Origin of the sequence: Alloactinosynnema sp. L-07 (assembly GCF_900070365.1) — a bacterium.
Classification (GTDB): domain Bacteria; phylum Actinomycetota; class Actinomycetes; order Mycobacteriales; family Pseudonocardiaceae; genus Actinokineospora.
Map to the genome: position 1 here is coordinate 6175138 of NZ_LN850107.1, position 17823 is coordinate 6192960.

Sequence of the window (17823 nt, forward strand, 5' to 3'; positions counted from 1 at the left end):
GGCACGCACTCGGCACCGCCCCTGAGCAGTGGGCCAGCCGCTTTCGGTGCTCCTCGCAACCGGCGTTCACGGCGATCGAACCTGCCTGCTGCGACCCACGGTACGCGAACCGGCCCGTTTCGCGCCATGGCCGGGCCGATCCCGGACCATGGGTCAAGTAGCGTGGCGACCCAACGGCAACCGACGCGCGGAGGTCTGAGGCTTGAACTGGGTCGACGTGCTGGTCGTCGCGCTCGCCGTGCTGGCGGCGATCTCGGGGGCGCGTCAGGGCGTGATCACCGCGCTGCCCGCGTTCATCGGCGTGCTGATCGGCGCGGTCGCGGGCATCAAGCTGGCGCCGCTGGTGGTGGCCAGGATCGAGTCGACACCCACCAGGGTGGCCTTCGCGGTGGCGATCTTCGTGCTGCTGGTGGCCCTTGGCGAGACCTTCGGGGTGTGGATCGGCCGGACGATCAAGCAGAAGATCTCCTCGCCGAAACTGGCCGGTGTGGACAGCGCGCTGGGCGCCATCGTGCAGGGCGCGGTGGTGTTCGTGGTGTCGTGGCTGATCGCACTGCCGCTCACGACCGTCGGCGGCCTGCCGGGGCTGGCGTCGGCGATCAAGGACTCGGCCGTGCTCGGCGGGGTCAACGAGGTGATGCCGCAGGCCGCGCGCGGCCTGCCCAACGAACTGCGCCAGCTCCTCGACGTCTCCGGGTTCCCCGCCGCCGTCGACCCGTTCAACCGCACGCCGAACAAGGAAGTCGAGCCGCCCGACCCCGCGCTGCAGGCCAGCGCCGAGGTCCAGAAGGTGCGGCCCAGCGTGCTCAAGATCAACGCCAAGGCGCAGTCCTGCGAGCGGGCGCTGGAGGGCAGCGGGTTCGTCGTGGCCAAAGAGCGCGTGATGACCAACGCGCACGTCGTCGCGGGCACCAACGAGGTCAGCGTCGAGTCCGGCGAGCGGCAGTTGCGCGCCAAGGTCGTGCTCTACGACCCGGCGACCGACCTGGCGATACTCGCCGTCCCCGGGCTGACCGCCCCAGTGCTCCCGTTCGCCGTGGGCGACGCCACGAGCGGGCAGGACGCGATCGTCCTCGGCTACCCCCTGGACGGCCCCTACACCGCCTCGCCCGCGCGGGTGCGCGACCGGATCCCGCTGCGGGGACCCGACATCTACGACTCGTCGACGGTCAACCGCGATGTGTTCACCCTGCGGGCCAAGGTCCTCAGCGGGAACTCCGGCGGACCGCTCGTCGACCGCAAGGGCGAGGTCATCGGCGTGGTCTTCGGCGCGGCCGTCGACAACTCCGAGACCGGATTCGCGCTGACCGCGGCCGAGGTGCGCGACGAGGTGGGCCGCGCCCCGGGGCTCACCGAACAGGTCGGCACCGGCCGCTGCGCCAGCTAGCGCAGGAACTTCGTCAGCAGCGCGTTCGTCACGGCCGGGGCTTCCTCATGGGGAAAGTGGCCGATGCCGGGCAGGACGTGGGTCTCACCCTGGCGTGACGCGGCGCGGGTGCGGCTGAGCACGCAGGGGTCGACCGCGCCGTAGATCTGCAGCACCGGCGCCTCGATTCGGCGCCCCATGGCCTCCTTGTAGCGCCTGCCCTCGCCGCGCAGCTGGGAGCGGACGGCCCAGCGGTGGTATTCCAGCGCGCAGTGGGCCGCGCCGGGCACGAGCATCGCCTGCCTGTACTGGTCGACCGCGTCGCGGAAGTCCCGGTGTCCAGTCCACAGTGGACCGGACCAGGACCGGATCAGCCGCTCGACGGCGGCGGCGTCGTCGCCGGTCAGGCGCCGTTCCGGGAGGATCGGCAGCTGGGCGCCGAGCAGGTGGCCGAGCGCGCGGGCCTGGTTGTTCGGCCGGGTGCGCAGCGCGGTGCGGCGGATCTGGGTGCGCAGGGCCAGCGGATGCGGCGCGGACAGCGCGCCGACCGAGTGCGCGACCCGGGGGTGCAGCGCGGCCGTCGTCCAGGCCAGCAGACCGCCCCAGCCGTGTCCGACCAGGTGCGCCCGGCTCTCACCCAGCGACTTGACCAGCCCGGCGACGTCGCCCGCCAGCGTCCAGGCGTCGTAGCCGCGCGGTGGTTTGTCGGAGTCGCCGTAGCCGCGCAGGTCGACCGCGACCGCGCGGAACCCGGCGTCGCCGAGCGCGGTCAGCTGGTGTCGCCAGGTCCACCAGAACTGGGCGAACCCGTGCAGCAGCAGCACGAGCGGGCCGTCACCGGTCTCGGCGACGTGCAGCCGGATACCGTTGGCGTGGATGTCGCGGTGCGTCCACGGCCCGTCGACACGCACGATCGAGGGGTCGGGTCGGGAGCGCACGGCGCTGCTCAGCGGGGCCCGATCAGCCGCGGCGGACCGGCACGGCGCCGTGGCCGTCGCCGAGCCGCGCGTGCCCGTTGGTGCTGGGCTCGCCGCGGTGGGTCAGCGCGGCGGCGGTGTCCTTGAACGAGTCGATCGTCCGCTTCGGCGCGCGGATCGCCTTGACCTTGCGGTAGCCGAGGAAGCCGAAGAACCCGGCCATGGCCAGCATCAGGACGAACACGATGCCGAACGCGATCGACCGCAGCAGGCCGAGGTCGGCCAGCAGTTCGGCGAGCGCGAAGAACAGGAAGAATGAGCTGTAGAGCAGGATCGTGAGCGCGACGATGAAGAAGACGCTGCCCTTGAGACCCTTCTTGATCTCGCCGGTGACCTCGGACTTGGCCAGCTCGACCTCGGCCCGCACCAGTGTCGACAGATGGGTCGTGGCGTCTTTGACCAGATTGCCGATCGACTGGTCGCCCGCCGCCGCGAACGCGCGGTCGTCGGACAGGGGGATCGAGGGCACCTTGGGCAGCCCCGAGCCGTCGCGGTCTCCGTTTGCGTGCGCGCTGCTCACGATCGCCATCGTGCCATGCCCCGATCGAGCGAGCCGATCGGATGGTCAATCTCGCTGATGAACCCGGCTGCGGCGCACCAGCAGCGCGGCCGCCAGCAGGGACGCCGCGGCCGACGCGACCAGCACCGCGGCCTTGGCCAGCTCGGCGTCCGCCTTGCCGAGGGACAGCTCCGCTATCAGGAGGCTGACCGTGAATCCGACACCGCCGAGCATGGCCACGGCGACCAGGTCGCGCCTGCCCAGGCCCTCGGGCATGACCGCGATCTTGAGCCGCACGGCCAGCAGCGCGGCCCCTGCGATGCCGATCAGCTTGCCGACGATGAGCCCGACGATGATCGCCAGCGCCATCCGGTCGGTTGTCAGCTTGCCCAGCGCCTCGCCGTTGACTGGGACACCGGCGGCGAACAGGGCGAACGCGGGGACGGCGAACCCGGCCGACCACGGCTGCAACCGGTGTTCCAGCCGCAGACAGGGGGATTCCTTCTCGTAGGTGTCGCGGCGGACCCGGGTGAGCAGGCCCATGGCCACGCCCGCGACGGTCGCGTGGACGCCGCTGGAGTGCACCGCTATCCAGATCGCGATAGCCAACGGCACGTAGATCCACGACGTGCTTATGCGCTTGTGCTGCAAATACCAGTAGAGCGCGAGCAGGACCGCGGCCACGGCGAACGCGACGAGATTGAACGACGCCGTGAACAGCACCGCGATGATCACGATGGCGCCGAGGTCGTCGACCACCGCCAGACTGAGCAGGAACACCCGCGCGCTGCTGGGCATCCCGGATCCGGTCAGCGCGAGCACGCCGAGCGCGAACGCGATGTCGGTGGCGACCGGGATCGGCCAGACGTCGCCCGCGCGCGGGTCGCCCCACGCGACCGACAGCGCGACCACCGCCGGGATGACCATCCCGCCGAGCGCGGCGAGCGCGGGCAGCAGCGCCGCCTTGAACTTGGACAGCTCGCCGATCACCAGTTCACGCTTGAGTTCGAGTCCGGCGACGAAGAAGAAGAGGGCGAGCAGACCGTCTTTGGCCCACGTGCCGACGCTGAGGTTCAGGTGCAGGAAGTGCGGGCCGATCTCGAAGTCCCGGACCGCCTCATACGCGCCGTTCGCCGGTGAGTTGGCCAGCAGCAGGGCCACCGCCGTCGCGCCGAGCAGCACCATGCCGCCGACCGTCTCGGTGCGCAGGAAGCGGGCGAACTCGGCGACGACCTTGGGCTGACTGGGGCGGCGGCGCTGTGACAATGATCACTCCTGGTTCGGTGGGCACCTCGGCTCGACGCCGACCAGGCTTCCCGGCACACCTGACGTGGATCGTAACCGACGGGCGTGACCTGCGAAAACGCGCGACCCGCCCATCCGCGCGGGTGGCCATGACCGAAGATGTGGACGTGCGCACCGATACCGAGAGACCAATGACCACCTGGCAGGCGATCGGCCTGATGTTCCGCGCTCCCCGCAAGGGACGGGGATTCTGGTTCAGCTTCGCGATCGACCTGATCTGGCCGTTCCTGGCTGTGTTCACCCGGCTCCGGTTCCGCGGCGCCGACCGGCTGCCCAGGGAGGGCGGTCTGCTCCTGGCGTCGAACCACCTCTCCAACGCCGACCCGGTCACCGTCACCGCATTCGCCCTGACCGCGGGTCGCATCCCGAGGTTTCTGGCCAAGGCCAGCCTGTGGCGCGTGCCGCTGATCGGGAAGGTGGTGCGCGGCGGCGGTCACATCCCGGTCGAGCGCGGCACCGCGCAGGCCCGCGGCGCCTATCACGGTGCTGTCGAGGCGATCCGCCGCGGCGAGTGCGTGCTGTTCTTCCCGGAGGCCGGGTTCTCCGACGACGCCGACCACTGGCCGTCGGCGAAGGTGAAGCACGGATTGGCGAAGGTGGCGCTGGAGACCGGCGCGCCGGTCGTGCCGGTGGTCAACTGGGGTACGCACGCGCTGCTGCCCGCGCGGTCGCGCTTCCCGAAGCTGTTCCCGCGCAAGACGATCGACATCGTCACCGGCGATCCCGTCGACCTGTCCGACATCGTCGGGACCGACCGGGCGGCTTTGACCGAGGCCACCCGCCGGATCATGCACGCCATCACCGAGATCTTGGCCGACTTGCGCGGCGAGCAGCCGCCGGTCAGGTGACGGTGACGCCGAACAGCAGGCCGATCCCGTAGGTGACCGCCATCGCCAGGCACCCGACGGCGACGTTGCGGATCACCGCGGGCCGCACCTCGGCCCCGCCGAGGCGCGCGCTCACCGTCCCGGTGATCACCAGCCCGACGACGACCGCCGCCGCGCACAGCCATACACGCAGGTCGACCGGCGGCAGGACGATGGCCAGCAGCGGCAGGGCCGACCCGACCGCGAAGGAGATCAGCGACGCCCACGCCGCCTGCCACGGGCTCGTCAGGTTGTCCGGGTCGATCTGCAGTTCGACTTCGGCGTGGGCCCGCAAAGCGTCGTTCTTGGTCAATTCCCGGGCCACCTCGGCGGCCAATTCGGGAGTGAGTCCCTTTTCCTGGTAGATGCCGGCGAGTTCGCGTTCCTCGGCTTCGGGCATCTCTTCCAGTTCACGCGATTCCTTGGCCAACAGGGCGCGTTCGGTGTCGCGCTGTGTGCTGACCGAAACGTATTCGCCACCGGCCATGGAAAGAGAACCCGCGACGAGACCGGCTACCCCGGCGATGAGGATCGCCGAGCTGTCGGTCGTGGCCCCGGCGACGCCCACGACCAGGCCGGCGGTGCTGATGATGCCGTCGTTGGCGCCCAGGACGCCCGCGCGCAGCCAGTTGAGTCGCTCGCCCACATTCGGGTGATGGGGCTCGGCCGGGTGGGTCCCCGGCTGCGTTTCCAATTGGGTCACCCCATAATGGAAACACAGCCGGGAATCACGTGCGGGACAAGGATTTCCTTATATTGGCTAGGCAATCCTCAATTAACTGAGCCTTGCCTAGTCTTCCGACGCCGACTTGCTGCTGAGACCCTCGGTGATCAGGTTCATCACGGCGCTGTCGGCCAGCGTCGTGGTGTCGCCGATCTCCCGGTTCTCCGCGATGTCGCGCAGCAGCCGCCGCATGATCTTGCCCGAGCGCGTCTTGGGCAGCTCGTTGACCACGAGGATCTGCCGGGGCTTGGCGATCGGGCCGATCTCCTTGGCCACGTGGTCGCGCAGCTCCTGCACCGCGCCGTCCTTGCCGCCGCGCAGGATGACGAAGGCGACGATGCCCTGGCCGGTGGTGGCGTCGGTGGCGCCGACCACCGCGGCCTCGGCCACGCTCGGGTGCGAGACCAGCGCGGACTCGACCTCGGTGGTCGAGATGCGGTGACCGGACACATTCATCACATCGTCGATGCGGCCCAGCAGCCAGATGTCGCCGTCGGCGTCGTACTTGGCGCCGTCGCCCGCGAAGTAGAAGCCCTGGTCGCCGAACCGGTTCCAGTAGGTCTCGCGGAAGCGCTCCTCGTCGCCCCAGATGCCGCGCAGCATCGACGGCCACGGCTTGGTGAGCACGAGGTAGCCGCCGCCACCGGGCTGGACCTGGGTGCCGCTGTCGTCGATGATCGCGGCGCCGACACCCGGCAGCGGTCGCTGGGCGCTGCCCGGCTTGGCGTGGGTGACCCCCGGCAGCGGGCTGATCATGATCGCGCCGGTCTCGGTCTGCCACCAGGTGTCCACGATCGGGATCCGGTTCCCGCCGATGTGCTCGCGGTACCAGATCCACGCCTCGGGGTTGATCGGCTCGCCGACGCTGCCCAGCACGCGCAGCGACGACAGGTCGTAGCCCTCGGGGATGTGCGCGCCCCACTTCATGAACGTGCGGATCAGCGTGGGCGCGGTGTAGTAGATGGTCACGCCGTGCCGCTGGATAATCTCGAAGTGCCTGCCCTCGTGCGGGGTGTTGGGCGTGCCCTCGTAGACGACCTGCGTGACACCGTTGGCAAGCGGCCCGTAGACGATGTAGGTGTGGCCGGTGATCCAGCCGATGTCGGCGGTGCACCAGTAGACGTCGGTGTCGGCCTTGAGGTCGAACACCGCGTTGTGCGTGTACGCGGCCTGGGTGAGGTAGCCGCCGCTGGTGTGCAGGATGCCCTTGGGCTTACCCGTGGTCCCCGACGTGTAGAGGATGAACAGCGGGTGCTCGGCGTCGAACGCCTCGGGCGCGTGGGTGTCGGCCTGCTGGTCGACCAGGTCGTGCCACCACAGGTCGCGGCCGTCGGTCCACGGGATGTCGTCGCCCGTACGGCGTACGACAAGGACGTGCTCGATGGTCGGGGTGTGCTCGGTGGCCTCGTCGGTCAGCGCCTTCATCGGGGCCGGGGTGCCGCGCCGGTACTGGCCGTCGGAGGTGATCAGCAGCCGCGCCTCGGCGTCCTCGATGCGCGAGCGCAGGGCGGTGGGGGAGAAGCCGCCGAAGACGACCGAGTGCACCAGGCCCAGCCGCGCACAGGCCAGCATTGAGTAGATGGCCTCGGGGATCATCGGCATCTGGATGGCCACGCGGTCGCCCGCGTTCAGGCCGAGCGACGCCAGCGCGTTGGCCGCCCGCGCCACCTGCTTGCCCAACTCGGCGTAGGTGATGGTGGCCGAGTCGCCCGGCTCGCCGACCCAGTTGATCGCGACCCGATCGCCCAGGCCCGCCTCGACGTGCCGGTCGACGCAGTTGTAGGCCACGTTCAGCTTGCCGCCGACGAACCACTTGGCGAACGGCGCGCCTTCCCAGTCCAGCACCTGGGACCACTTGGTGTCCCAGTCCAGCCGGTCGGCCTGCTTGGCCCAGAACGCGTCCCGGTCGGCGTCGGCCTCGGCGTACCACTGCGCCGACGCGTTGGCCTGCGCCGTGAACGCCTCGGACGGCGGGAAGACGCGGCTCTCCGTCGACAGGTTGTCCAGCGCTGGACTCTGACCCGACTGCTCGGTCATGGGACCTGACCTCCTTGGTGCGATTTCCGTTCCCCGTGAAACCTAGACCGATCCAGGCTTGCGGGACAGTCCTGGCCGAGCGAAGGTTTAGACCAATATTGAGCAGGTCGGGTGCGTGTTTCCGGACCGGGTAGGGTCCCCGTGTGACCGATCCGCTGGCCCAGTTGCTCGAACTCCCCGGTGTCGAAGAGGCGGTGCGCACCGCGCGGGACTCGGTAGCCGAGGTCCACCGGCACCCCGCGAACCGCCGCGGCTGGCCCGCCACGGCCGCCGAGGCCTCGGTCCGCGCCGCGCGCGCCTCGGCCGTGCTCGACGGCGGCGACGCGGAGATCCCCGAGCAGGGCGACGTGACCGACCCGGTCCTGGCGGGCTCGCTGCGGGTCGCCGAGGCGCTCGGTCCGCTGCTGCCGACCTGGGAACGCGCGCCGTTGCAGGCACTCGCCCGGCTGCACCTGCTGGCCGCCGCCGACCTGACTGACGACGAGTCCCTTGGCAGGCCGCGGTCCGCGCCCGGCGTCGGCGGCAGGCTGAGCCTGCTGGCGGGCCTGGTCGCGGGCGGGACGAAGGTGCCCGGCCCGGTACTGGTGGCCGTGGTGCACGGTGAACTGCTGACCCTGGCGCCCTTCGGGTCCGCCGACGGTGTGGTCGCCCGCGCCGCGGCCCGGCTCGCGTCGATCGGCAGCGGCCTGGACCCCAAGGGTCTGGCGGTTCCGGAGGTCTCCTTCATGCGCCGCGCCGACGCCTACCGCGCCGCGGCCGAGGGATTCGCGTCCGGCGAGCCCGACGGCGTGACAAAGTGGATCTTGTTCTGCTGCGAGGCCGTCGTCGCGGGCGCCCGCGAGGCGACGAGCATCGCCGACGCGGCACTCGCTGAGTAGTGGCTCTCCTCACATAGGCGACCGCCGACCAGGGCATTTGTGAGAGATACTCGCGGTTTTCGTAACGCTGCGGGGAAATCGCCGAGTCAGAGACCATGCGCCTCACCCGATTGGCCCTGGTCCTCGCGGTCGGGGTTGTCGCGACCCCACTCGTCTTCGACGCGCCGGACGACCACCACGCGGTGGTCCCGCACCCGCATATCGTGGCCAACGCCGACGCCATGGTGCCCGTCGCGCCGACCCTGAGCCGCGCGGGCTGGACCGTCGCCGCGACCAGCGAGGCGACCACGGCGTCCGACGGGCGCGCGGCCAACGTCCTCGACGGCGACCCGGCGACCATCTGGCACAGCCGCTTCAGCACGGCCACCGCGCTGCCGCAGTCGATCACCGTGGACATGCGGCGCACCCAGCGCGTCTCCGGCCTGTCGTACACGCCGCGCACGGGTGGCGGGAACGGGACCATCGGGCGCTACGAGATCCGTCTGAGCGTCGATGGCGCCACATGGAGCGCGCCGGTCAGCGCGGGCACCGCGGCCGACGACGCGACCGCCAAGACAATGAGCTTCGCCGTTACGGGGGCGCGGTTCGTCCGGCTGACCGCGTTGTCCGAGGCGGGCGACCGGGGTCCGTGGGCGAGTGCGGGCGAAATCAACCTGTTGGGTGACCCGAGCGCGCCGACGCCGTCTGCCCGGCTGGCGCGGACCGGCTGGACCGCGACGGCGAGCGACCAGGAGACGCTGCGGGAGAACGGCCGCGCGTCGAACGTCCTCGACAGCAACGCGGGCACGATCTGGCACAGCCGCTACGTCATGGCCACGCCGCTGCCGCACAGCATCACCCTCGACCTCAAGGCGCCGAAGGTCCTCAATGGACTCATCTACCGGCCGAGGCCCGCGTCGAGCGCCAACGGACGGATCGGGGAGTACCGGATCTCGGTCTCCACGGACGGCACGAACTTCGGCGCGCCCGTGGCCTCCGGAGTGTGGGCGGACGACGCTTTGACCAAGGACGCGGCGTTCGCCGGACCGGTCACCGCGCGGTACGTGCGGCTGACCGCGCTGACGGAGGCGGGCAACCGCGGTCCGTGGAGCACCGCGGCCGAACTCGACCTGGTCGGCCCGATCGCGGCCGCCGACCCCGCGCTGTCCCGGGTCGGGTGGACGGTGACGGCGTCCGACGAGCAGGCCGAGCACGGGGCGGCCAACCTGGTCGACGGCAAGCCGGACACGCTGTGGCACAGCCGCTACGACACGGCACTGCCGCACTCGATCACCGCCGACTTGAAGCGCGAACAGGCCGTGTCCGCGATCGTGGTCACCCCTCGGTCGTCGGGTGTCAACGGTCGGATCGGTCAGTACTCAATCGCTGTCAGCACTGACGGCTCCACCTTCTCCGCGCCGGTCGCCACGGGAACGTGGGCCGACGACGGGACGCCGAAGGCCGCGCTGCTCACCGGTTCCCCGACAGCGCGCTATGTCCGGCTGACCGCGACCACCGAGGCGGGCGCGCGCGGCCCGTGGAGCAGCGCGGCCGAGGTCCACGCCTACGGCAAGCCCGCGCCGATCAGCACGACCCCGCTCAACCGCGACGGCTGGACCGCCACCGCGTCGGACTTCGAGGCCACCGGGGAGAACGGCGGCCCGGCCAACGTCCTGGATGGAAGCACCGGAACCATCTGGCATTCCAAGTGGACCGCGCCCGCCGCGCCGCTGCCGCACTGGATCACCCTGGACATGAAATCGTCGCGCGCCGTCGCGGGCCTGGCCGTCACCCCGCGCGGGGACTCCGGCAACGGGCGTATCGGGCGCTATGAGATCGCGGTGAGCGACGACGGCACGAACTTCGGCGCACCGGTCGCCGCGGGCACGTGGGCGGACTCGTCAGCGGTGCAGACCGCGACCGTGGCCACCCCGGTCGACGCGCGCTATGTGCGGCTGACGGCGTTCACCGAGGTCGGCAACCGCGGCCCGTGGTCCTCCGCCGCGGAGATCGACGTGCTCACCCCGGCCGCGCCGCCGAACGCGGCCGAGGTCGGGGTCTGGGGTGCGGTCAAGGGATTCCCGCTGGTCCCGGTGGCCACGGCGATGCTGCCGAACAACAAGCTGCTGGCCTGGTCGGCCTACTCGGCCGACACCTTCGGCGGCAGCCACGGCTACACCCAGACCGCGATCCTCGACCTGGCGACCGGCCAGGTCACCCAGCGCCGCGTCGACAACACCGGGCACGACATGTTCTGCCCCGGCACGTCGATCCTGCCCGACGGCCGCGTCCTGGTGACCGGCGGCAGCGACGCGAAGAAGGCCAGCATCTACAACCCGTTCACCGACACGTGGTCGGCGGCCGCCGAGTTGAACACCGCGCGCGGCTATCAGGGTCAGACCACGTTGTCGACGGGCGAGGCGTTCACCGTCGGTGGCTCGTGGAGCGGCGGTGAGGGCGGCAAGAACGGCGAGATCTATTCGCCCGCGACCAACACCTGGCGCACGCTGACCGGTGTCCAACCTGGACCGTTCATGACCGCCGACCCGCGCGGCTCCTATCGCGCGGACAACCACGGCTGGCTCTTCGGCGTGGCCGGTGGCCGCGTGTTCCACGCGGGCCCCAGCCGCCGGATGAACTGGGTCGACACGACCGGTTCGGGCTCGGTGACCGACGCAGGTCCGCGCGGCGACAGCCAGGACGCGATGAACGGCAACGCGGTGATGTACGACGTCGGCAAGATCCTCACGCTGGGCGGCGCGACCGCCTACCAGGATGTGGACGCGACGAACCGCGCCTACGCCATCGACATCACCACCGGGACCGCGATCGTCACCCGTGTGGGCGACATGTCGAATGCCCGCGCGTTCGCGAACAGCGTGGTGCTGCCCGACGGCAAGGTGCTCGTGATCGGCGGCCAGTCACGTCCGGTGCCCTTCAGCGACCAGACCGCCGTGCTGACCCCCGAACTGTGGGATCCGGCCACCGGCCAGTTCACCCGGCTCGCACCCATGGCGGTGCCTCGGACGTACCACAGCGTCGCCAACCTGCTGCCCGACGGCACGGTGTTCACCGGGGGCGGCGGCCTGTGCGGCGACTGCGCCACCAACCACCACGACGGCCAGGTCTTCACCCCGCCCTACCTGCTCAATCCCGACGGCACGGCCAAGACCCGACCGGTGATCACCGCGGCTCCGACAGCGGCGGCGAACGGTGCCGCGATCAGGGTCGACACCGACATTCCAGTGAGCGGGTTCGCGTTGCTTCGGATGAGCTCGGTGACGCACTCGGTGGACAACGACCAGCGGCGGATCCCGCTCGCGACAGTGCCCGGAACGACGCACGACCTGGTCGTGCCGACCGACCCGGGTATCGCACTGCCGGGCTACTACCTGCTGTTCGCGCTCGACGCCGCGGGCGTGCCCAGCCTGGCCAAGACGATCAGGATCGGCTGACTTTCCCCAGGCGCGGCCCACGAAGCGTGGCTAGGCTGACCGCAGCCGAGGCCCGGTGTTGGGCCGCGCCCCGAGGAGGACCGAGAACCCGATGAGCGCGATCGACGACATCCTTGCCCAGATTCCCCTCGCCCAGCTGGCAGGCCAGTTGGGCGTCGACGAGCAGACCGCGGAGCAGGCCACCCGTGCCGCGCTGCCCGCGCTGCTGGGCGGGATGCAGGCCAACGCCCAGGACCCCGGCGGCGCCCGGTCCCTGTTCGAGGCCCTCGGCCAGCACTCCACCGGCCTGGTGGAGGGCGGTGTCGACCTCGACCAGGTCGACACCGACGACGGCTCCAAGATCGTCAACCACGTGTTCGGCGACCAGCAGGCCGAGGTCGTCAACACCCTCGGCGGACTGGGCTCGGTCGGCAAGGGCCTGATCGCCAAGCTGCTGCCGTTGCTCGCCCCGATCGTGATGTCCTACCTCGCCAAGAAACTGGGCGCCAAGCTCGGCGGCAACTCCGAGGAACCCCAGCAGCAGCCCCAGGCTCAGGGCGGCGGCCTCGGTGACCTGCTCGGCGGCCTCCTTGGCGGCTCCGGCGGCGGCTTGGGCGGCCTCGGTGACCTGCTGGGCGGCCTGCTCGGCGGCGGTCGCAAGTAGATAGTTCGGTCCCACACGCGTTGCGCGGCTTGAATAGAAGCCGCGCAACGCGGCGAGACTAGATCACTGGGGCTTCCAGCAGGCCCATAGCGCGGCGGACGTGGCCGGAGGTCTCCGCCAGCGCCCGTCGCGCACGTGAAGTGTCCACACCGGACAAGAGGTGCACCAGCGCGACCTTCAGGTCGCCGTGCGACTCCGTCAACGCCGCCGAGCACTCCGGCATGCTCAACCCGGTGGCCTCACGCAGGATCCGCAGCGTTCGGCCGCGGAGCTTGGCGTTGCTCGCCCGCATGCTGACCATCAGGTTCGAGTACGTGCGCCCCATCTTGACCATGACCGCCGTCGAGAAGGCGGTCAACACGAGCTTCTGCGCCGAGCCCGCCTTCATCCGCGTCGAGCCCGAGATCGCCTCCGGGCCGGTGTCGACCACGATCACCAAGTCGATCCCCGACGTCCTTGGGAAGTTGGGATTGTTGGTGACCAGGGCCGTCGTCGCGCCCAGTTCGGCCGCCGCGCCCAGGGCACCCAGGACGTACGGTGTACGGCCCGATGCGGTGAGTCCGAGGACCATGTCACCGGCCTGCACGTCGCGGGCCATCTCCTCGGCGCCCGCCATGTCGTCGTCCTCCGCGCCCTCGGCCGCGGTCCGCACCGCCGAGACACCGCCCGCGTGGTGCACGTGGAACCAGTCGCTCGGCGTGTTGAACGTGGGAGGGAGTTCGGCGGCGTCAAGGGTGGCGAGCCTGCCGGACGTTCCCGCGCCGACGTAGTGCACCCGGTTGCCCGCGCGCAGCGCGTCGGTCGCCAGGTCGACGGCGGCCGCCAGTTCGGGCAGCGCCGCCGCGACCGCGGCGGGGACCAGCCGGTCCTCGGTGTTGATCGTGCGCAGGATGTCCACAGTGGACATCTGGTCGATGGTGGCGGTGCGCGGGTTGCGCCGCTCGGTGGGGGAGTCGACGTGCACCGTCTGCCGAGGCACCGTCATGTCATTCCCCTTCCGCGGCGCCGACCCGCGCACCATTGATCATTTCCCGGTGTCCCGGGGCTTGCGCCTTCCGTCGTGCCGTGTCTCCAGCCGGTGCGGCCCGACCGCGTCGCGGGTCGAGTCCAACGCCTTGATCGTCTGGTCCAGGTGCCGCTGGGCGACGCCGATGAACAGGCAGTCGACGATCGTCAGCTGGGCGATGCGGCTGGCCGTGGCCCCCGAGCGGAACGTGGTCTCGCGGGCGGCGGTCGTCAGCACCCAGTCGGCCACGTCGGCGATCGGCGACGTCGGATAGTTGGTCAGCGCGACCGTCGTGGCCCCGTGTTCGCGGGCCACCCGCAGCGCCTCGACGGTGTCCGCGGTGGCGCCGGTGTGCGAGATGCCGACCGCGACGTCGCCGGGGTTCAGCACCGCGGCCGACGTGAGCATGATGTGCGTGTCGTTCCACGCGAAGCTCACCCGGCCGATGCGGTGCAGTTTCTGCTGCAGGTCCGCCGCCACGAACGCGCTGGCACCGACGCCGTACACGTCGACCCTCCCCGCGTTCGCGACGGCGGTGACCACTTGGGCGAGCACCTCGATGTCGACCTGGTCGGCGGTCTCCTCGACCGCGCGCGAGTCGGCGAAGGTGACCTTGCCGACCACGGTCTTCAAGTCGTCGTCGGGGTTGATGTCGCCCCCGAGATCGCGGTCGGCCCGCATCTCGGAGCGTGCGGTGTCGGCGGCAAGCGCGATGCGCAGCTCGGGGTAGCCCCCGACGCCGATCGCCTTGCAGAACCGGGTCACAGTGGTCTCGCTGGTCCCCGCCGCTTCGGCGACCTCGGTGATGCTGCGCCGGGCGACGGTGGACGGGTTCTCGAGCACCACCTTGGCCACCCGCTGCTCGGCCCGGGCAAGACCCGGGAGGAGCGAGCGAATGCGGACCAACGGACTTGACTCGCTGTGTTCTGCTGTCATTTGACTCGCACTCACGTGGGAAACTTACTAACAGTGATGGGTCAGAGCAAGGTGGTGCGTCACATTTGTTGGTAACGCTACCCAAATGTGTCAGTTGAGGCTGCGGGCCCAGGTAGGGCTTGCTGACGGAATCGCCGGTCGAACGCGGATTGTTAGCGTCAAATCGTCAACAAGTTTGGAGCCGCCACCCGAGTGGATGCATCAGGTGGGGTTCTTTCTCACCGTTAAGGAGCGAGCGACTACCGTCGGTCACCAAGATTCGATCAAGATAGACACCGCGACCCAAGTAGCGACCATCGGTAGTCAGCCGCCAGCGGAGGGTAAATGTGTCCGCTATCGGCGCCACAGCGTTGATCGTCCACCAACTGCGGTGTCCCGAACCGGCCAGAATGTGAACCTCGCCCGCGGGCGCGCCTGGGCCGCTCGCCAGAACGGGAATGGTCTGCCAGGACCGCCCGTTCGGGCTCCACTCCAGCACCAGGGCGTCACTCGACTCGGTATCCACGAACGTGTCGAACGCGATCCGCACAGGTCCGGTCGTGCTGAGCGGCGAAGTGGCCAGTGTGGACGTTGCCGCGTTGGCCGTCCCCGCGAACCAGGCGTCGGGGCCGTGCTTGGGCCGCACAGACATCGCGCGAGCCAGCCCGGTGGCCACCGTCTCCCTGGCGACATTGATCGATCCCCAGGTCCGCGCCGGGTGGACCCGGTTGGTGAGCAGGATCGCGATCGACCGCGACGCCGGGTCGATCACCAGGGACGTGCCGGTGAACCCGGTGTGGCCCGCCGTCCGCGGCGACGACAGCGCGCCCATGTACCAGCGCTGATGCAGCTCGAAGCCCAGCCCGTGGTTGTCGCCGGGGAACTCCGCGGTGTGGTTGGCGAGCATCTCCTTGACCGTGTCGGCCCGCAGGATCCGTTCGCCCGCGTACGTGCCGCCGTTCAGGACGGCCTGCGCGAGGATGGCCAGATCGCCCGCGGTCGAGAAGACCCCCGCGTGCCCGGCCACCCCGCCCAGCGACCATGCGTTCTCGTCGTGCACCTGGCCGCGGACCATCCCGCGCGCGGGCGACGACTGGAACTCGGTGGCGGCGATCCGGTCGAGCTTGTCCGTGGGCGGGTTGTAGCCGGTGTCCCGAAGCCCCAGCGGCCCGGTGATCCGATCGGCAACGACCCGGTCCAGCGGCAGCCCGGACAGCCGCTCGACCAGCACGCCGAGGGTGATCAGGTTGAGGTCCGAGTAGACGTAGGCACTGCCCGGCTGCTTGGTCGGCGCGCGTTCGAGCACGGCCTGGATCCGGGACGGCTTGTCCGGCCAGTCGCGCCACAGCGGGATGAACGGCTCCAAGCCGGAGGTGTGGGTCAGCAGCTGCTCGACCGTCACCGACTCCTTGCCGTTGGCCGCGAACTCCGGGAGATAGGTCGCGACCCGCTCGTCGAGCTCGATGAGCCCGTCCTCGACCAGGCACAACACAGCGATCGATGTGAACAGCTTGCTCACTGATGCCACGTCGAAGATCGTGTCCGGGCGGGTCGCGACCTGCTGGTCGGCGGGCAGTTCGGTGCCGACGGCGTCGGCGTAGCGGACGGCCTTGCCAGCGGCGGTCCTCGAGACGACCACGCCGTGGTGGACTGACAGTGTCACCGCGCCCGTGAACAGCGGCCTGCGCGTTGTCGGGTCCGCCTCGGTCCACGCGGCGATCGCCCGCTCGGCCGCCGCGATGGGCTCGGGATCGAGTCCGACGGACGACGCAGTCGCCGAGTGCAGGACCGTGTCGGCCGGGGCGAAGCCGTGCTGGGGCCGGTCGAACCGGCCCGCCGCGTTCTCCGCCGTCGCCACCGAACCGCCCGCCGTCATGGCGACTGCGGCCAGTGCGGCCACCAGCCGGGTCGTCCGTGCCATCGCCCCCACCTCATCGGTATAGCAAATACGGCGCCCTGGCCTGCCGGAACTCCGCCAACTCGGCGGTCCACGCGCCGGTGATCTCCGCGGTGCCCGCGCCCGCGTCGACCATCCGGCGGAAGCGGTCCGAACCGGTCAACTTGTCGACAAAATTGTCCGGGCGCCAGGCGAACGCGCCCGGGTGGACCCGCTTGAGGGCCACGATCATCGCGACGGCGGTGTCGATGGCCTCGAACCGTCGCTCGTCGGTGAGGTGGAGCTGGACCCCGCCGCACGCTGTCCCGGCGAATTTTCCGAACGTTGGCACGAAGTAGTGCTCGCGGAACCGCACGCCGGGCAGTCCCAGCGCATTGAGCTGCGCGGCCCAACGCCAGTCGACTCCAGGCGCCCCGATGATCTCGAACGGGCGCGTCGTGCCGCGGCCCTCCGACAGGGTCGTGCCCTCGAACAGGCAGGTGCCGGGATAGACCAGGGCGGTCTGTGCGGTCGGCATGTTCGGACTAGGCGGCACCCACGGCAGGCCGGTGTCCGCGAACAGCTCGTCCCGCCGCCAGCCCGTCACCCGCTCGACGGTGACCTCCGGCGCCGAGGGCAGGAACTCGCCAGCGAACATCCCGGCCAGCTCACCGACGGTCATCCCGTGCTGCTGGGCGATCGGCTCCCGGCCGACCCCGGACGCGTACGCGGGGTCGAGCCGCGGACCGCGCGCCGCACCGCCGATCGGGTTCGGCCGGTCGAGGACGACGAAGTCCAGCTTCGCCGCGGCGCTCATCGCGGTGTGCAGCGTCCAGATATACGTGTAGAAGCGGGCCCCGACGTCGGCGATGTCGAAGACCACGGTGTCGATCCCGGCTTTGCGGAACTGCGCGGCCACGGTTGCCACGCTCGCTCCGTATGTGTCGTAAACCGGCAGCCGGGTGCGCGGGTCCAGGTAGTCGCCTTCCGACCCTCCCGCCTGCGCGGTGCCACGGAAGCCGTGCTCCGGTCCGAAGACCGCGACCGGGCGCACGCCTGCGGCCACCATCGAATCGACCACATGCGTGCCGTCGCGCAGCACGCCAGTCGGGTTCGACACGACGCCGACCTTGCGACCTGCCAGGCTTCGCCACCCCCGCGCGGCGAGCCGGTCGGCGGCGGGCGCCGTCGGACCGTGCGCCTGGTCGGCCTCGACCGCGACGGCCGGAATGGCTGCGGACGTCGTGACCAGCGGCGTTGCCAGAGCGGACGCGGCGAGGAACTGTCGTCGGTCCAT

14 protein-coding genes are annotated in these 17823 nt (G+C 70.5%); 5 read left to right on the forward strand and 9 right to left on the reverse strand.

Annotation, left to right across the window (positions count from 1 at the left end):
- Nucleotides 1-202 precede the first annotated feature (202 nt).
- A complete protein-coding gene (locus BN1701_RS28220; protein WP_054053805.1) occupies nt 203-1387 on the forward strand; it encodes a MarP family serine protease in 1185 nt (394 codons plus the stop codon).
- On the opposite strand, the gene BN1701_RS28225 is transcribed toward BN1701_RS28220, so the two are convergent.
- Genes BN1701_RS28225 through nhaA form a run of 3 tightly spaced genes read right to left on the reverse strand, consistent with a single transcriptional unit; the run spans nt 1384 to nt 4108 of the window.
- Complete coding sequence (locus BN1701_RS28225; RefSeq protein ID WP_054053807.1) at nt 1384-2304, reverse strand: alpha/beta fold hydrolase; 921 nt, start codon at nt 2302-2304, stop codon at nt 1384-1386. The genes BN1701_RS28220 and BN1701_RS28225 overlap by 4 nt on opposite strands.
- A gap of 22 nt (nt 2305-2326) precedes the next feature.
- A complete protein-coding gene (locus tag BN1701_RS28230) occupies nt 2327-2872 on the reverse strand; it encodes a phage holin family protein (RefSeq protein WP_054053809.1) in 546 nt (181 codons plus the stop codon).
- 36 nt (nt 2873-2908) lie between these two features.
- On the reverse strand, nt 2909-4108 hold the full coding sequence (gene nhaA, locus BN1701_RS28235) for a Na+/H+ antiporter NhaA (protein ID WP_054053812.1): 1200 nt from the start codon (nt 4106-4108) through the stop codon (nt 2909-2911).
- Nucleotides 4109-4278: 170 nt separating this feature from the next.
- Here nhaA and BN1701_RS28240 point away from each other — a divergent pair, with 170 nt between their 5' ends.
- Complete coding sequence (locus BN1701_RS28240; RefSeq protein ID WP_054053814.1) at nt 4279-4995, forward strand: 1-acyl-sn-glycerol-3-phosphate acyltransferase; 717 nt, start codon at nt 4279-4281, stop codon at nt 4993-4995.
- On the opposite strand, the gene BN1701_RS28245 is transcribed toward BN1701_RS28240, so the two are convergent.
- Nucleotides 4988-5716, reverse strand: coding sequence for a VIT family protein (locus BN1701_RS28245; protein WP_054053815.1), 729 nt, complete (start codon nt 5714-5716; stop codon nt 4988-4990). The genes BN1701_RS28240 and BN1701_RS28245 overlap by 8 nt on opposite strands.
- An 87-nt stretch (nt 5717-5803) precedes the next feature.
- On the reverse strand, nt 5804-7774 hold the full coding sequence (gene acs, locus BN1701_RS28250) for an acetate--CoA ligase (RefSeq protein WP_054053817.1): 1971 nt from the start codon (nt 7772-7774) through the stop codon (nt 5804-5806).
- 143 nt (nt 7775-7917) lie between these two features.
- Between acs and BN1701_RS28255 the strand changes: the two genes are divergently transcribed.
- From BN1701_RS28255 to BN1701_RS28265, 3 genes are all read left to right on the forward strand, one after another.
- Nucleotides 7918-8652: a hypothetical protein gene (locus tag BN1701_RS28255; protein WP_054053819.1), complete on the forward strand. Its 735-nt coding sequence runs from the start codon at nt 7918-7920 to the stop codon at nt 8650-8652.
- A gap of 95 nt (nt 8653-8747) precedes the next feature.
- On the forward strand, nt 8748-12086 hold the full coding sequence (locus tag BN1701_RS28260) for a discoidin domain-containing protein (protein WP_082860106.1): 3339 nt from the start codon (nt 8748-8750) through the stop codon (nt 12084-12086).
- A gap of 91 nt (nt 12087-12177) precedes the next feature.
- The gene (locus BN1701_RS28265; RefSeq protein WP_054053821.1) at nt 12178-12729 is read left to right on the forward strand and encodes a DUF937 domain-containing protein; all 552 of its coding nucleotides are present in this window, start codon (nt 12178-12180) and stop codon (nt 12727-12729) included.
- A 58-nt stretch (nt 12730-12787) separates the two neighbouring features.
- Here BN1701_RS28265 and BN1701_RS28270 read toward each other — a convergent pair whose 3' ends face one another.
- From BN1701_RS28270 to BN1701_RS28285, 4 genes are all read right to left on the reverse strand, one after another.
- Nucleotides 12788-13714, reverse strand: a complete 927-nt coding sequence (locus BN1701_RS28270) for an N-acetylmuramic acid 6-phosphate etherase (RefSeq protein ID WP_054053825.1) — start codon at nt 13712-13714, stop codon at nt 12788-12790.
- A 39-nt stretch (nt 13715-13753) separates the two neighbouring features.
- Nucleotides 13754-14671, reverse strand: a complete 918-nt coding sequence (locus BN1701_RS28275) for a MurR/RpiR family transcriptional regulator (protein ID WP_054053827.1) — start codon at nt 14669-14671, stop codon at nt 13754-13756.
- A gap of 166 nt (nt 14672-14837) precedes the next feature.
- A complete protein-coding gene (locus BN1701_RS28280) occupies nt 14838-16571 on the reverse strand; it encodes a serine hydrolase domain-containing protein (protein WP_157368263.1) in 1734 nt (577 codons plus the stop codon).
- 10 nt (nt 16572-16581) lie between these two features.
- Nucleotides 16582-17823 (reverse strand): exo-beta-N-acetylmuramidase NamZ domain-containing protein, encoded by a 1242-nt coding sequence (locus BN1701_RS28285; protein WP_054053832.1) that lies wholly within the window; start codon nt 17821-17823, stop codon nt 16582-16584.